Annotated in this window: 17 protein-coding genes; 9 read left to right on the top strand and 8 right to left on the bottom strand. The window is 41.7% G+C overall.

Going from position 1 to position 15381, the window contains the following annotated elements; genetic code table 11:
• Positions 1-51: 51 nt before the first annotated feature.
• A complete protein-coding gene (locus tag IQ246_RS07405) occupies positions 52-1386 on the bottom strand; it encodes a hypothetical protein (RefSeq protein WP_194001563.1) in 1335 nt (444 codons plus the stop codon).
• A 701-nt stretch (positions 1387-2087) separates the two neighbouring features.
• Positions 2088-2723, bottom strand: a complete 636-nt coding sequence (locus IQ246_RS07410; protein WP_194001565.1) for a response regulator — start codon at positions 2721-2723, stop codon at positions 2088-2090.
• Positions 2724-2982: 259 nt separating this feature from the next.
• Between IQ246_RS07410 and lipA the strand changes: the two genes are divergently transcribed.
• Positions 2983-3942: a lipoyl synthase gene (lipA, locus tag IQ246_RS07415; RefSeq protein WP_194001567.1), complete on the top strand. Its 960-nt coding sequence runs from the start codon at positions 2983-2985 to the stop codon at positions 3940-3942.
• 159 nt (positions 3943-4101) lie between these two features.
• Positions 4102-4239, top strand: coding sequence for a photosystem I protein PsaX (locus tag IQ246_RS07420; RefSeq protein WP_194001569.1), 138 nt, complete (start codon positions 4102-4104; stop codon positions 4237-4239).
• 21 nt (positions 4240-4260) lie between these two features.
• Here the strand turns inward: IQ246_RS07420 and IQ246_RS07425 are convergent, their stop codons facing one another.
• Positions 4261-5127 (bottom strand): branched-chain amino acid ABC transporter permease, encoded by an 867-nt coding sequence (locus tag IQ246_RS07425; RefSeq protein ID WP_194001571.1) that lies wholly within the window; start codon positions 5125-5127, stop codon positions 4261-4263.
• Positions 5128-5299: 172 nt separating this feature from the next.
• Here IQ246_RS07425 and hrmK point away from each other — a divergent pair, with 172 nt between their 5' ends.
• Together hrmK and larE are read left to right on the top strand one after the other, a co-directional pair.
• Positions 5300-7150, top strand: a complete 1851-nt coding sequence (hrmK, locus tag IQ246_RS07430; RefSeq protein WP_194001573.1) for a hybrid histidine kinase/response regulator HrmK — start codon at positions 5300-5302, stop codon at positions 7148-7150.
• Between the two features lie 136 nt (positions 7151-7286).
• Positions 7287-8117: an ATP-dependent sacrificial sulfur transferase LarE gene (gene larE / locus IQ246_RS07435; RefSeq protein ID WP_194001575.1), complete on the top strand. Its 831-nt coding sequence runs from the start codon at positions 7287-7289 to the stop codon at positions 8115-8117.
• An 84-nt stretch (positions 8118-8201) separates the two neighbouring features.
• On the opposite strand, the gene IQ246_RS07440 is transcribed toward larE, so the two are convergent.
• Positions 8202-9254: an SGNH/GDSL hydrolase family protein gene (locus IQ246_RS07440; protein ID WP_194001577.1), complete on the bottom strand. Its 1053-nt coding sequence runs from the start codon at positions 9252-9254 to the stop codon at positions 8202-8204.
• Positions 9255-9512: 258 nt separating this feature from the next.
• Here IQ246_RS07440 and IQ246_RS07445 point away from each other — a divergent pair, with 258 nt between their 5' ends.
• The 3 genes from IQ246_RS07445 (at position 9513) to IQ246_RS07455 (ending at position 10272) form a co-directional block, all read left to right on the top strand.
• Entirely contained in the window at positions 9513-9668 is a 156-nt protein-coding gene (locus tag IQ246_RS07445) for a hypothetical protein (protein WP_194001579.1), read from the top strand.
• Between the two features lie 33 nt (positions 9669-9701).
• A complete protein-coding gene (locus tag IQ246_RS07450) occupies positions 9702-9914 on the top strand; it encodes a helix-turn-helix domain-containing protein (RefSeq protein WP_194001656.1) in 213 nt (70 codons plus the stop codon).
• Between the two features lie 145 nt (positions 9915-10059).
• Positions 10060-10272, top strand: a complete 213-nt coding sequence (locus tag IQ246_RS07455) for a hypothetical protein (RefSeq protein ID WP_191760344.1) — start codon at positions 10060-10062, stop codon at positions 10270-10272.
• A gap of 46 nt (positions 10273-10318) precedes the next feature.
• Here the strand turns inward: IQ246_RS07455 and IQ246_RS07460 are convergent, their stop codons facing one another.
• Together IQ246_RS07460 and IQ246_RS07465 are read right to left on the bottom strand one after the other, a co-directional pair.
• Positions 10319-11224, bottom strand: coding sequence for a site-specific DNA-methyltransferase (locus tag IQ246_RS07460; protein ID WP_194001581.1), 906 nt, complete (start codon positions 11222-11224; stop codon positions 10319-10321).
• A 255-nt stretch (positions 11225-11479) separates the two neighbouring features.
• Entirely contained in the window at positions 11480-11788 is a 309-nt protein-coding gene (locus tag IQ246_RS07465; RefSeq protein WP_194001583.1) for a TIGR03792 family protein, read from the bottom strand.
• 134 nt (positions 11789-11922) lie between these two features.
• Here IQ246_RS07465 and IQ246_RS07470 point away from each other — a divergent pair, with 134 nt between their 5' ends.
• A complete protein-coding gene (locus tag IQ246_RS07470; protein ID WP_194001585.1) occupies positions 11923-12246 on the top strand; it encodes a phasin family protein in 324 nt (107 codons plus the stop codon).
• Positions 12247-12324: 78 nt separating this feature from the next.
• Positions 12325-12846, top strand: coding sequence for an FKBP-type peptidyl-prolyl cis-trans isomerase (locus tag IQ246_RS07475; protein WP_194001587.1), 522 nt, complete (start codon positions 12325-12327; stop codon positions 12844-12846).
• Positions 12847-12999: 153 nt separating this feature from the next.
• Here IQ246_RS07475 and dnaB read toward each other — a convergent pair whose 3' ends face one another.
• Positions 13000-14343, bottom strand: a complete 1344-nt coding sequence (gene dnaB, locus IQ246_RS07480; RefSeq protein WP_194001589.1) for a replicative DNA helicase — start codon at positions 14341-14343, stop codon at positions 13000-13002.
• Between the two features lie 526 nt (positions 14344-14869).
• Positions 14870-15328, bottom strand: a complete 459-nt coding sequence (gene rplI, locus IQ246_RS07485) for a 50S ribosomal protein L9 (protein ID WP_194001591.1) — start codon at positions 15326-15328, stop codon at positions 14870-14872.
• Between the last annotated feature and the right edge of the window lie 53 nt (positions 15329-15381).

The following is a 15381-nucleotide window of genomic DNA, read 5'->3' on the forward strand; positions in this document are numbered from 1 at the left end:
CCCATGCCCCATGCCCCATTCCCCATCCCCCATTCCTGGGTAATATATCTGTTAACTTCGTTGAAAACCCTTTGCTGGCTTTTGTTGTCCTTTACTCTTAGGCTTAGATTTGTTCACTTCTCCTAAAGCTTCTTGAAATAAGTTGTGTAGATGTATAGGTACACTGGCAATTTCTGGTAATTCCGGCTCAATAGGTTTGTGGAATTCTTGCAAAAGTGCGTCTAAGTCAGTTTCAAGGCTAAATTCTGGACGTTGTAGAAATGTCTGCAACACATTTTCTAAGTGAGTTGGATACTGTTGCGCTAATCGATGCCAGATAAAAGTATTAATACTTTTATCTTCGAGGTAGTAGCGAATTAGTTTTTCAGATCCTTCAACGCTTTGCCAGTTCTCTGCTGATAAAATTGCTTGTATCTTATTGTATGTTGGTAAAAACATTTGTCCCCAACGAGGATGAGAAAGAGCCGTTACCTGTTCTGCTTTCTTAAGTTCGGCAGGTAAATCAACCTTTGGCATCACCATTTTACTATTACCGTTTTTGCTGTTAAACATTTGAGAAACTGCCTTTGAGTCAGCACCAAATTCTTCTGCCGCTGCTTTGATTTCCTCATCTCCAATGCCAGCTGCTTCTGCCACTTCAGCCAGGGATTTGGATGTATCAATTCCTGCATCTGCTAATTGTTTCTCAGTGATTAATTCTTGGAATTCAGCTATTTTTTTATTAAGCTGGTATCCAGGCAGTGTGATTTCATCAGTACCAAAAAAGTCAATAAACTGTTGATGGTATTGTACTACCGACTGCCAAGCTTCTTCTAGCAAGTCTGGAGCATCGCTGTAAAGATTACTTTTATAGTTATCTTTGAAATTACCAATTGCTACAGCAAGTTTTGGTTTACCCAATTTACCCATCAGTGTGTAGGGGCCAGAAAACATCCAGTAACTATCGGTAACGGGAGAAATACGGGTTAAAATGATTTCTCCTACTTTTAAGCGAGATATTTCCTGTAGTGTTTTGGCATTGTTTGGCTTGACAATATAGTGTTTATCTGTTAAGCAGTTCGTTAGTTCAAAGCCATCAGGTAGAATGTTAGCTATGGCAAATAAGCCAATAAAACTACGATGCCAGTTGTTGATCAGGTTGCGATCGCTCTCTAATAAATCGGGATTGCTTTGGATAAACAACTCTAGTGGTGACAAGTCAGCGACCTTCCCTTCGGTGAGAAAGCTGTCAATAATTAAGTCCTGCTGTGTACTATCACCACTTCCACGGCGTAAATGTGCCGCTGCATACGTTTCTAGTGCTTGTGCTAGTTCCCCTTCTGCATCCAGGACAAAATCAATTAAGGCTTGTTTTAATTCGTGCGATCGCTCTAGTATGACATCCACAAGTTAATTTCTCTGTTCAACAGTTGTGATTATAGCTTTCGAGAGAATCACAGCATCTAGCAATAGCTATATTTGTACTGAAAAATTACTCATTTTTCCTTATAGTGTTTGGCCAAAGACTATTCAGTGCTCGTGCTAGAATGCGATCGCCACCAGGCGGCGACGACTCGTGATGCCTTGCCTACATTCTATGTTTAGACTGATCTAAATAAAATCAAAAATAACCACAGATGCACACAGATGAACTGATGCGTGTCTAGATCAAATATTTTTGTGCTTAGGCTGTCCAAGGTCAAGAGTCAAAAGTCCAAGCTAGCCTTTGACCGTTTTTGAATTCAAAATTCCAAATTCACAATGCAAAATTAAGAAGATTAATTTTGCATTAAGGAATTCCGAGTACAGGCTCCCACTGAATCTTATTCAGTGGTCTTCAATTAGTGGTGGGTTCAATCCTGAACTAATTGAAATTTTGAATTACTAATTTTGAATTTTGAATTGATTTGACTGTGGACTTTTGACTCTTGACAACCTAAGTACGAAATATACAAGCTTATTTGCGTAACAGCTTAAACATCTGTGTTTATTGCGAAGTTCTGAGCCTGAAAGCCAGCGTTCAGTGCTTCTGTGTGTGTTTATCTGTGGTTCGATTTAACAAATCTCGACTTATGCAAGAAGTCTATTGAAAATAGAGAACGCAAATGTTACTTAATTTTCTGTTTAATAAAAGTTACCACTTGAGTTAGCTGTTTTTTCAAACCATCAATTTCCGCTTGCATTGTGACAATTCTCTCATTTAGCGCATTTATTTCTGCGGAGGAAGCAGATCCGCTATTAGAGGCTACTAATGTACTGTTTTCAGTACTAAGGGTTGCTACTGCTACACCTGTACTACTAGAGGTTGCTACAGTGCCATTTTTAGGAGCAACAGCGGCTCCTACCAAAACTGGTTCGGGGCGAGGCTGTTTAGCCTTTGTCATAGCTAACTTAATCGCGCCAATTAGTTGCTTCTGATCAAAAGGCTTTCCTAGAAATTCAAAATATTCAAAGGGTTCTGTGATTTTCTCCGTCACCTCTTCCTTACGACCAGACATGATTACCAAAGGAATCTTTCGTAACTCCGGCTGGGCTTGAATTTGCTGGAAAACTTCCCAGCCACTCATTTTTGGCAACAGAAAATCCAACATGATTAGGCTGAGTTTTTCCTGAAGGATGAAGTTTAGTCCTTCCATCCCATCTTTTGCTTCCAGTACCTCGAAATTGCCTGGAGGCAACATTTCTCGTACTTTTACCCTGACAACTGTAGTGTCATCGATAACTAGAATCTTGTTACTTGCCACGGCTGATTGCTCTAAACAGAAACTTTAAATGTAAATAGCGGCTTTGCCGATTGACCTTGAGAATGCTCCCACTATATCCAAAATTTTTCTTGATTGGGGGACAGTATATTTCGGTATAAATGACATAGCTGGAGGTATTTTGTAAAACTTTTGCTTATGTTCTTTTCAATTTGTGTCATGGTGATATTTAAGGCCTTAACTTTGCTCAAGGGCACAAGAAACTCGCCTTACTTTATCTCTGCATCTTGTTTGGATGTCTATGACTTCGTCACAACCAGCCCAACTCAAGTCTGAAATTACAGCAATGCCTAGCTGGTTACGTCGCCCTATTGCCAGAGCCAGCGAACTCTCCACGGTACAGCGCATTATTAAGCAGCGTCAAATTCATACGATTTGTGAAGAAGGACGCTGCCCCAATAGGGGGGAGTGCTACGCCCAAAAAACTGCGACCTTTTTACTAATGGGGCCTACCTGCACACGCTCTTGTGCCTTTTGTCAAGTTGATAAAGGTCATGCACCAATGCCTGTTGACCTAGAGGAACCACAAAAAGTGGCAGAGGCGGTGCAGCTTTTGGGATTGCATTATGTGGTGCTGACTTCTGTAGCCCGTGATGACTTGCCCGATCAAGGAGCAAATCACTTTGTGAAAACGATCGCCACTATCCGCCAGCTGAACCCAGAAACTCAAATTGAAGTACTGACCCCAGATTTTTGGGGTGGTATAGCAGCTAAGGAGGAAGATCAACGCCAGCGGATAGCTATGATTGTCCAAGCTTTACCAGCTTGCTTCAATCACAATATCGAGACGGTGCGACGGCTAACCGGGCCAGTGCGCCGAGGAGCAAAGTACGATCGCTCGCTGCGAGTGCTAGCTATGGTCAAAGAAATCGAGCCGACTATTCCCACCAAATCAGGTTTGATGCTGGGACATGGAGAAACGCTAGATGAAGTGATCGAAACAATGGCTGATTTAAGATCTGTGGGGTGCGATCGCCTGACTATGGGTCAGTATATGCGTCCTTCCTTAGAACATTTGCCAGTCCAAAAATATTGGACTCCAGAGGAATTCGAGCAGCTTGGCAGCTTAGCATGGAAAATGGGATTCAACCACGTCCGTTCTGGCCCTCTAGTTCGTAGTTCCTACCACGCAGGCGAAGAGGGGGAGATAGGAGGAGTAGAGGAGGGGAAGATGAGGCAAAACAGGGGGGGACAAGAATAATTATGTTGCTACGTCCTCCACTCTCCCACTCTCCCACTCCTCACTCCCCAGCCCCCAATCCCCAATGCCCAAATCACACAAATATTTTTAAACATTTTGGGTAATGGGTACACCTGTTTGGTATTTCTTAAAAAGTCCTGACATTAGGAGAACCGCATTATGACTGCTAAAAGTAAAGATTTACCAGTTGCCGACAGTGGAGCTAAACCTCCCTACGCCTTTCGCACAGGCTGGGCACTGCTACTGTTAGCTATCAACTTTCTGGTAGCTGCGTACTATTTCCACATTATTCAATAGTTAGAAGTGGAATGGTGCTGCTCAAATCGTGCCTTTGAATAAACCTTTGGGACGAATGAGCAGCACCAAAATCATAATCAACAGTGCGACACCTTGTTTATACTGAGAACCCAGCCAAGGGGTGCTGATTTCCTGAACAATACCGATGATAAAAGCTGCGGCGATCGCACCGTAGGGATTGCCAATTCCGCCGAGAATTACTGAGGCAAATAATGGTAAAATTAAAAACCATCCCATATTGGGGCGCACAGCTGTAATTAACCCATACATACTGCCGCCCAAAGATGTGAGAGTGCCAGCAATTAGCCAAGTCCACATAATTACTCTGTCAACATTAATACCGGAAACTCTGGCTAAGTCCAAATCATCAGCAACTGCTCGCATCGCCTTACCAATTTTGGTGTTTTGCAAAAGGTAGTGCAGCGCCAAAATTGCTAGCACTGCTAAACCCAATACCAATAATTGATTTTGTGGTACTTTTAAGCCCAAGATATCTAGAGCAGTAGTTACAGGTACATCGTAATTTTGGTTTTTACCGCCCCAAATTAAAATAATTCCATTGCGAATAAATAAGGCCAGTCCTATGGAGATAATAATCAGCGTAGTGGAGGTAGCACGGATAGAGCGCATTCTTGACCAGAGTAACTTTTCTGATAAAAGCATCGCTGCTACTGTTCCGATCGCCGCCAGTATCATCGACAGCCAGATATTGACTCCAAGAGTATTTACCAGCCAGGTAAGATAAGCTCCCAAAGTCAGAAAGTCACCATGAGCAAAGTTAGATAACCGTAAAATTCCATAGGTAAGTGTCAATCCAACTGCTGCTAGAGCAATAATGCTTCCCACAGCAATCCCGTTGACGATTAGTTGAGCGAATTGTGTATCCATAGTTTTAAGTTGCTTATTAAAAAATTTTAAATGAGTAATTTAATACAATAATTTTGGGACTGGCTGCTACATAAGTTATGGTTTATAAATATAAAAGAGTTGTCCGCTAATTTACATAGAATCCTGTTCGCATTTTTATGCGAAGCTAACTTGTTCACCGGTCTAGTTGACCATGCAGCAGTATTCAAGCTTACCAGAACAGAACTCACAGATAGATCCAACGCCAACACTTTTGAAAACAATTCAGCAACTTCGTGCCGAGTTGTGGCTGGAGAGCAGCTTGAACCAGTTGCAAAGTCGCCTTAATGATTGCCTACTTTCTGCTTGTATAACTGTTCCACAGGCAAAAGCCGCAGAAACGGAAATTTTTCAAACTCTGGTGAATGAGCTCTACAGTGCTATGGATACCAGTAGGGTAGCGTTCACGCAGTGTATCGTAGGCATCGCTCTATTTCAACCGCAAGAAACAGTTGGCACAGTTTGTTACATTTCTTGTTCTCCATCCTCAACTTCACAATCTTCACTCCTAGAAGTGACGCCCAAAAAACGCAAAAAGCTGCGGTTAAAGTTACAAGAAGTCATAGAACTCAAAGATTTGCAGCAGCTTGAGAAGCAACAACCACCAAAGGCATGGCGGTTAGTGGATAATTTTGGCGACGTTATAGGCTGGCTAATGATCGCTACAGCACCCCTAGCATCTAATTGCGACTTACTTATAGCATCACAAGCTCAACTCATCTCACAATTGATGGCAAGGTCTGCCAAGCAGTGTACTACGGCTTTGGCACAGCTTAGGCAAATAATATCTTGCCAGCAACGATACCAACAATTAGGTAGCTCTAATCAAGAACTGGAGCGCACTAATCAACTCAAAAACCAGTTTTTGGCAAATACCAGTCACGAAATTCGCACACCGCTTAGTTCCATTATCGGGTTTACCCACTTGCTCTTAGCTCAAGGCTACGATCCCACCAGAGAACGCCACCAAGAGTATTTAACTATCATTCAGTCAAGTGGTAAGCACCTGCTAGCGCTAATTAATGATATTTTGGATCTCTCTAAAATTGAAGCAAACCAGCTGGAAGTGCAGTGGGAAACCGTGGATGTGCCAGTGTTGTGTAGCAATGTTTTGGCGATGGTGAAAGAGAAAGCCGCTAATAAGGGTTTGAAACTGCGCCTAGAACTAGATCCTGATGTTACAACCCTAGTAGCTGATCCCTTGCGACTCAAGCAAATGCTGTTGAACTTACTTTTCAACGCTTTAAAGTTTACCAATACCGGAAGTGTTGGCTTACAGGTAGCCCCCAAAGGTGTATTTGTGTATTTTACAGTTTGGGATACAGGCATTGGCATCTCTCAAGAAGACCAAGCTCACTTGTTTCAACCCTATTTCCAAATTGCTAACGCTGTAGCTGATGGCATCGAAGGTACTGGATTGGGTTTAACAGTAACTCGGAAACTTGCAGAAATTCATAGTGGTTGCGTGGAAGTAGAATCTGAAATTGATCGCGGCTCCCGTTTTACTCTTGTACTTCCCCTCAACCAAGAGGCGGGAGAAAATGAGAGAGGGGGAGTCAGTAATTCTTCTTTGTCCGCTAATTTACTTGTCCCTCCGTCCTATCTCGCTTCTAGTTCCTCTACAGATATTTTGCTGGTAGAAGATGATTTACCTAACGCCAACTTGATGCAAATTTATTTAAGTAAGTTGGGATATAAGGTGACTTGGGTAAAGACTGCTATCGAGATGTGGGAAGCGTTAACACAGTTAGATCCAGCAGTGATTTTAATGGATGTCTACCTGCCAGATGGAAACGGTCTTAAATTGGTGCAACAACTACGAGAAAATCCTCACTACCGGACGATTCCAGTAATTGCCCAAACAGCAATGGCGATGAAAGGCGATCGCGAAATCTGTCTAGCTGCTGGAGTCAATGACTATACTTCTAAGCCTATTGATTTACCACTTTTAGCAAATTTAATAGCTAAATATAGTAAACTACCGACTGCAACTGATGAGAGATGAGGGAGTGGGGGAGTGGGGGAGTGGGAGACAAGGGGAATAGCTACTGACTCTTGACCCTTGACCCTTGACTCCTATCTCCTGACTGCTGACTACAATAGTATTTATTGGGTGCTATTGGGTTTTAGCAGGATGGGAAATGATGCTGACAGAAAAGTTGGAGCAACTAAAAGCTTTATTTTTAGAAATGGAGCAGGCATTGATTGCCTACTCTGGGGGTGTTGATAGCACTTTGGTTGCCAAGATTGCTTATGATGTGTTGGGCGATCGCGCTTTGGCTGTAACAGCTGTCTCTCCTTCGCTGTTACCCGAAGAGTTGGAAGATGCCAAAATTCAAGCAGCAACGATTGGGATTCCTCATAAAGTCGTCCAGACTCACGAGATGGAAAATCCTAATTACACCTCTAACCCAGTCAACCGCTGTTATTTTTGCAAAAGTGAATTGCACGACACTCTCAAACCTTTAGCTTGGGAATTGGGTTATCCATATATAGTGGATGGGGTGAACACTGATGATTTGCATGATTATCGCCCAGGAATTCAGGCGGCTAAGGAAAGAGGTGCGCGATCGCCTTTAGCAGAAGTTGGTGTTACTAAAGTAGAAGTTCGCCAACTTTCGCAACAACTCGGTTTACCTTGGTGGGATAAACCTGCTCAACCCTGTCTGAGTTCTCGCTTTCCCTACGGTGAAGAGATTACTGTAGCCAAGTTACAACGAGTTGGTAGGGCAGAAATTTTCTTGCGGAAACTAGGTTGGCAGAATTTACGTGTGCGATCACAAAGCGATACAGCACGTATTGAATTACCACCAGAACAAATCAAAGATTTTGTGTTGACTACAGATTTACAAACCTTAGTTTCCACATTTCAGGATTTTGGATTTATGTACGTAACCTTGGATTTAGAAGGTTATCGTAGCGGAAAGTTGAATCAGGTTTTAAATAGAGAAGCTTTAGGCGTTAAACTATAGGATTTTTATTGTCTGTGCCTCTACAAATACTAGAATGCTAACGAAGTTGCTTGCGATCGCCAGCAACTTCGGCAAAGCGATCGCTCAATTCTCGCGCTGAGTGAGCCTGAATTCTACCTGCTGTAGTACTGATTGCCATACATCATACCCATCTAGAGACAGGTGCAATCCATCTGTGGTTAACTCTGGGCGCAAATTACCTTGCAAATCCGTAAACCAACTATAAACATTTAGATAACTAGCTCCTTGTTGTTTAGCGATTAGAGCAAGTTGTTCGTTTATGTGACGAATTCGGCTATTAGAAATTGACGAAAGGCGAGTAGGCAAAATTGATTGGATAATTATCTGAGCTTTTGGGTGATTATGCCGTAATATACGGATAATCCGCCGATGATTACGCAAAATTACTTCATTACTAGCACCTTTGCGTAAGTCATTAATTCCAGCCATGATGTAAATTACATTGGGTCGTGTTGCCGAAAATGCCCCCAATCTCTTTAAAATGCCACTAGAGGTATCTCCTGATATGCCCTGATTTAGCCACAATTTACCACTAGGCAGTTTTTCATTGGGAAACCATAGGCTTAAAGAATCGCCTAATAAAATGCTCAGATTATTCGCACCTTGACCTTGGGCGATCGCTTTGGCTTCCAAAGCTAATAATCTTTTCCAGTCTTCATAAGTAAGTTGGTGGTTTTTAGCTGACTGCCATAATGACTGCAAGCTATCATCATCTGCATGTTTATAGATCTGACCTGTTTTTAGAGCCGCTAATCTTTGGTAGTAAAGTTGATTTCCAGATAAAAATGTGCCGTTAGCCGTTGAGAAATTAGGGTTAAGTGATGGCTCCGTCTGATTACTTAATTCTGGAGAGGAGATATCAACACTAGGGATGATTTTCTCACCGACTGTTGGCTGTACCTGATCTAGGGGTTGTAAAGCCTGGTTACTAAATTCTGGAGAAGATAGGTTAACACTAGGGATGATTTTCTCATTTACTGTTGGCTGTGAACCCTGTTTTAAATCCCACAGGAATCTAGAATTGTTTGGCAATATCATTGATAAATGTGGAAGAGCCGACGCTGGTATTGCCAATCCTGTTAACAAGCCTGCTGCCAACAGATAAGGGTCCCTCATCCTTCTATCTCTCCTGTATTCACTGTTTTTTCCTATGACAACATTTACTGGCTGGATTCAGGAAAATTTTACTTCGGTTAAATTATTATTCTTATTTACACTGTGTAGTTCTGTAAAGTGGTTAATGGGATTATATTGGACAATTTACAATTTCTTCAAAGCAAATTTTTTTTGGTATTAAATTACAGCCTTGAACATTACTCTTACTGCTTGTTGTGTCACAAATTTTGCTAGTGGTACAGAATTGGCGATTTGTGGGTGATTTTTGATTATCTATTGGTAGATGTTTTTGCTTTTGATGTTGCTAATATGATAAATATTTACCTAATTTTAGAAAGCTTAAAATTAGGTAGCTATGTGATCGCCTTGAGATTGGTAGACCGGGGGCGATCGCCTTTTAATATTCTTATATAAAATTAAACGATGCAATTGCATCAACGGTCAAGTATGGGATTAGTCAGATTAAAAATTCGCGAACTAGCGCAAGAGAAAAAATGGACATTGAAGGAGGTTTCTGATCGTTCTGGAGTAATTTATAGCACAGTTAGAAGTTATGCTCGGCGTTCTGGAATGACAACAGTTGATTTTACTGCTATCCATAAGTTAGCTCGTACCTTTGATGTGATGATTGAAGACTTAGTAGAAATCTTAGAGGAATAACCTAAAAGCTACTGTTGAGGTTGCTGATATAATACGATGCCATGTTATCAATACGCAAGTATTATCTGTTTAAACAGATTTAAATTAAGTTTGAAATATATAGAAGAAGTTTATTGGAAGTGCTAATATTTAGGCTAAGTCATTAGTGTTTCCCTATTATTCTGTGGCTAGAGCTAGTACAGCAATTGGTGTTAGTCCAATTATTAAGGAGATTGTGCAAAAACAGGCACATTCAACACGTTTAACCTTAAAAGAGGTTATTCTCATGGGTATGTTAGCAATTGACAAAATGGATGATCAAAGTCGTCAAGAGCTAGCGGATCAAGTTCATCAAATGCAGGTAAATCGAGAAATTTAAGTAATTTGTTAGTCATTTGTCATTTGTTCTTTTTCCTTACTAATGACTAATGACTAAATCGATAGCGACTTCCCATAACATAATCCTCATTACTTTCAAAAGATATCCATTGGCGTTGTAAAGTTTCAGCAACAAATCCGGTTGTGTTGGAACCTGCAAAGGGGTCTAAAACTATATCACCTTCATCAGTTAAAAATTTGATGAAGAACTCGGCGAACCCTTGAGGAAAACGTGCTGGATGGGGCTTAACTCCTGCTGCTTTACATTGCCGTAAATAAGTACTATTTGATTCAGTGTTGGCAATTTCTAACAAATTTGGTGGAATTGCACCCTGGTTATCTTTTTGAAACTTATCAGAAATATCATGTCCGCTAGGACGTATTTTGGCCTTATAACCATTTTTGAGTAATTGCTTCATACTTTGGCTATATGGCTTTAAAATTTTTCTGTTGTCTGCTTTAGGACTCGGTGTTTTAGCCAACCACCAAACTACATTTACTGAATCTTTCACCCGAATTCGCCTGATTGTCACCCACTCAGCAGGGGTTGGCAGTCGAGCCGGATTGTAGTGGTAGAATTCTTGAGCGAGAAAAAAACCTACTTCCTTGCACAATCTAACTAAAAGTTCGTATTGGTAGATACTCCGCACAGGATTACCAGGAAGATAAGCACCGCCTAAATCCAAAACAAATGAGCCATTATCTGCCAAAACTCGTTTAAATTCATAGGCAAAAGGCAGAAACCACTCAATGTATTTTTCAGCGCTTTCGTTACCGTATTCTTTTTTTCGAGTTAAAGCAAAAGGAGGTGAAGTCAGGATTAAATTAATACTATTATCATCAATGAATTTGATGAGTTTAAGGCTATCACCCAAATACACTGCTCCATTATTTTGGGTGTAATAGGCATTAAAAATTATTTCTTTGGGTGGAGTTATTTGTTCTTCTTTCAAAAGTTATAACTGGTTGTAAGTTCTTTCAGATGTATACTCATAGCTTGTTTTGAAGATAAAAGTTCTAGTTTGTTGAAAAGTTATAATGATTTGAAAGCGATCGCAATTGTCATCACCTCCGATAGATGCACTTTTGATGTACTGCGATGCTCTCCAGTTAACGATACATCAGTATCCAAGTTCTGATAGTCGCAAGCTAACCCTCAGATTTCTGTTTGCAGCGTTGTTTCACCACTGCTTGTATACGCATTACCGTCAACTATGGGGGAATTTCCGTACTTGATACTCAGCTGACTCCACAATTGGATAGGATTTTCCTACTGCTTGAAGGAATTGATCTTCAATTGCCTGCAAATCAGCTTGGGGTATGGCTTTCCACTGTTCCTGCGTTGCCCAACGAATTATTATGATAATTTCTTGGGAGCCGTTGGGGGTGATCCAAACCTCTTTACCGAGAAATCCAGGAAATTTAGCCAGCGCTGCTGTCCAAATTTCCGCATCCTTCTGAATAAAATTTTCCCGTAAATCGGGGGCAACCTGAAATTTAAGGAATTCTATAACCACACCCTTTGATCCTTGTGTTTGGTAGTTTGCCAAAATAGAACTGTAGGCTAGAATAACTACGCTTACAGCATAACTTGATTGGGTACATTCAGGAGCAAGGGTCGGCTGGTTTGAAACAAGAAGAGGAAGGGAGTATGGACAGCAACAACTGGTTGCAACAGCTAATGATGGTAGGTCTTGGTACAACGTCTATAGTTGCAGAAAAACTACGGCAAGTCAGCGATGACTTAGTTAAGGACGGCAAGCTTAATCCTGAACAGGCCAAGGCGGTAATTGATGATATTGCACAGCAGTTAAAGTCGGAGCAGGGAAACTGGGATGTCCAAATGCAACGACAAATGCGAAATATGATGCAGGATTTGGGAGTGGCTCGCCAGTCTGAAGTGGACGAATTACGGGGTAGAATTGACCGTTTAGAGCGTCAATTGCGCGATTTAGAAAATAAGCTTTGGCGTTAGAATGTCCTTTGTGATTTAAACTAAATGTGTCCTGTTGGTAATCCTTTTGCCAGACTACCTAAGTAGGGAGAACTGATTTTGAAAGCGATTTTCCTCAGCGTGGTGTTCATGCTGTCATTTGTTGTGCTTTTGGTGTTAGCGCAAGTTGGTGGTAGACAGGGTACTGCTATTGCTACCCAATTGACTCAAACCCTAGCAGCGCCTATGACTATAACTGAAAACAATACCTTAATTACGAGTAATACTATGTCTGATGCCAATGCCGTAACTACCCCTTCTGGATTGAAGTATGTCGAGTTAAAAGAAGGAACTGGGGCGACTCCTAAAACCGGGCAAAAAGTTGTGGTTCACTACACCGGCACTTTAGAAGATGGTACTAAGTTTGATAGCTCACGCGATCGCGGTCAACCCTTCGACTTTAAAATCGGTGTAGGACAAGTAATCAAAGGTTGGGATGAAGGAGTTGGCACAATGAAAGTAGGCGGTCGTCGTCAGTTAATCATTCCCGCAGAGTTAGGTTATGGCTCTCGCGGTGCTGGTGGTGTGATTCCACCAAACGCCACTCTGCTGTTTGATGTGGAATTACTAGAAGTTAAGTAGGGATTGGGGATTGGGGATTGGGAATTGGGGATTGGGAAGATGTTCCAAAATATGTTCTGGGTTAGAGCAAATTCCATAATTTTTCCTTTTTTACCCAATCTTTTATCCCCACTACCCAGTCTTTTTTACTAATTATTTTGTCTAGCTAAATTTTTAAATTTTGAGATTTTGAAACTTAGTAAATTGTGGATTAAATAGAAGTTTTACAGTACCTGTAGGGCCATTGCGGTGTTTAGCTACGATTACTTCTGCAATTCCGCGATCGGGAGTATCTGGGGAGTAATATTCATCGCGATACAACATTATTACTAAATCCGCATCTTGTTCAATACTTCCGCTTTCTCTCAAATCAGACAACATCGGGCGCTTATTGGTGCGTGCTTCTACCCCTCGACTCAACTGAGATAGGGCAATAACTGGTACAGATAACTCACGCGCTAAACCTTTAAGATTCCGCGTAATTTTTGATAATTCTTGGACGCGGTTATCACCTCCTCCTTCCATCAATTGCAAGTAATCTATGACAATCAATCCTAGTTGGGTTCCTTGTTCTGCTTGGAGTCGCCGCGCCTGACTACGCATTTGTGTGACTGTAATATTGGGCGTGTCGTCCATATAAATTGGCATTTCTGAGAGAGTACCAATAGCACGGCTTAAAGGTTCCCACTGTGTTTGACTGAGGCGTCCACTCCGCAGATAACTACTTTCAATTTGCGCTTCACTAGCTAATAGACGTTGTGTTAGTTGCTCTTTGGACATTTCCAGGCTGAAAACAGCAACTGGTAATTTATAAGTAGCGGCAATGTTATGAGCAAGATTCAAGCAGAAGGCCGTTTTCCCCATTGAGGGTCTCCCAGCGACAATAATCAAATCAGAACGCTGAAAGCCGCTGGTCATGGCATCTAAATCGTAAAATCCGCAGGGAATACCAGGTAAGGCAATGCCTTGATTTCGATCTTCAATATCTTGGAAGTTATTAATCAGGGTATCAGAAATGTGAACTAAACCTGATTGCGGACGTTCTTGAGTAACGCCGAAGACTTTCTGTTCTGCTTGATCGAGGACGATTGGTAACTCAGTTTCTGTCTCATAACCGAGATGCACAATTTCATTACCAGCTTTGATTAACTGTCGCCGCAGGTATTTTTCCATCACCAACCCTGCCAAAGAGTCGATGTTTACTGCTGATACTGTGCGGTCTACTAGAGTTGCTAATTTATTTCTCCCACCAATGCGGGCAAGGATATCATGATCAGTCAGCCAACTTGTGACCGCGAGCAAGTCTGTGGGTTTACCTTGAGCGTGGAGCCTCACAGCCGCTTGATAGATATCTTTATGAGCGCTAATGTAAAAAGCTTCTGGAAGGAGGCGATCGCTAACTCGACTGATCGCTTCTGGATCTAGTAAAATTCCCCCCAAAATCGCTTCTTCCGCTTCAATATTCTGGGGTGGTAGGCGATTGCTACCATCACCTTGAAAACTCAGTTCTTCAGCCATATACGATTTCAGTTTTGAGATTTTGCAAAAAACACTCAGAACTTTCCAAGACAGATTTGCGATCGGGGTTTCGCTATTACTTTCATAATCCAATACCTACTGGAGAAAGCTGTAGAGGCTAGTTTTCTTTACAACAATTTCCCCAAGCTTTAAAACAAGAGATTGAAAACCACAGATAAACACACAGGACTTACGCAAGTGTCATATTTTTAACGCCAGAGGTTGTCTAGAGTCAAAGGTCAAAAGTCCAAAAAACCTTGATTTTTGAACGCCACTTGCTTTAAGTCAAAAGAGCCGCAAGGGCGCAGTGGCTCCCCTTGACCCTTGACCCTTGACTCTTATACCAGAAGCCTTGTGTGCCAGTTGCGTAAGTCCTAACACAGACTCTTTTCGCTGTCTTGAAAAGTTTTGCGCCGGGAAACCCGGACGCGCAAACTTTTCGCTGTCTTGAAAAGTTTCCTAGGTTGGGAAACCCGCCTACAGAACTTTTCGCTGTGTACATCTGTGGTAAAAAACCAAGAAGCAGTTAGCTAGCGATGACTTGAATATCAACTTGCGCCGTTACTTCAGAATGTAACTTAATCTCGGCTTGATAAGTACCAAGGTGGTTAATATCAGGGATGGTAATGCCACGCCGATCAACTTCTTGATTAGTAGCTGCTTGAATTGCCTCTGCAACTTCTTGAGTGGTGACAGTACCGAAAATTGCTTCGTTTTCACCAACCTGCTTAGCAATTGTCAAGCTACCAATTTTTTCTAGAGCTGCTTTTTGTTCTAGAGCTTGTTGTCTGAGTTCTAATTGTCGCTGACGCTCTTGCTCACGACGGCGTTCTACTTGCTTGAGAATACCGGGAGTGGCATGGGTTGCCAATTTTTGGGGAATCAGATAATTACGAGCATAGCCGGGAGCTACGTCCACTAAGTCGCCAGATTTGCCCAGCTTGCTGATATCCTGATTTAAAACTAACTGTACGCGTTTCACCATCGTTTTCCGTTTTTCCTGTAAAATCTCATTAACTGGGTTTGGGCAGGATAGCT

The sequence above is a fragment of the aff. Roholtiella sp. LEGE 12411 genome (genome assembly GCF_015206995.1).
In the GTDB taxonomy this organism is placed as follows: Bacteria; Cyanobacteriota; Cyanobacteriia; order Cyanobacteriales; family Nostocaceae; genus Komarekiella.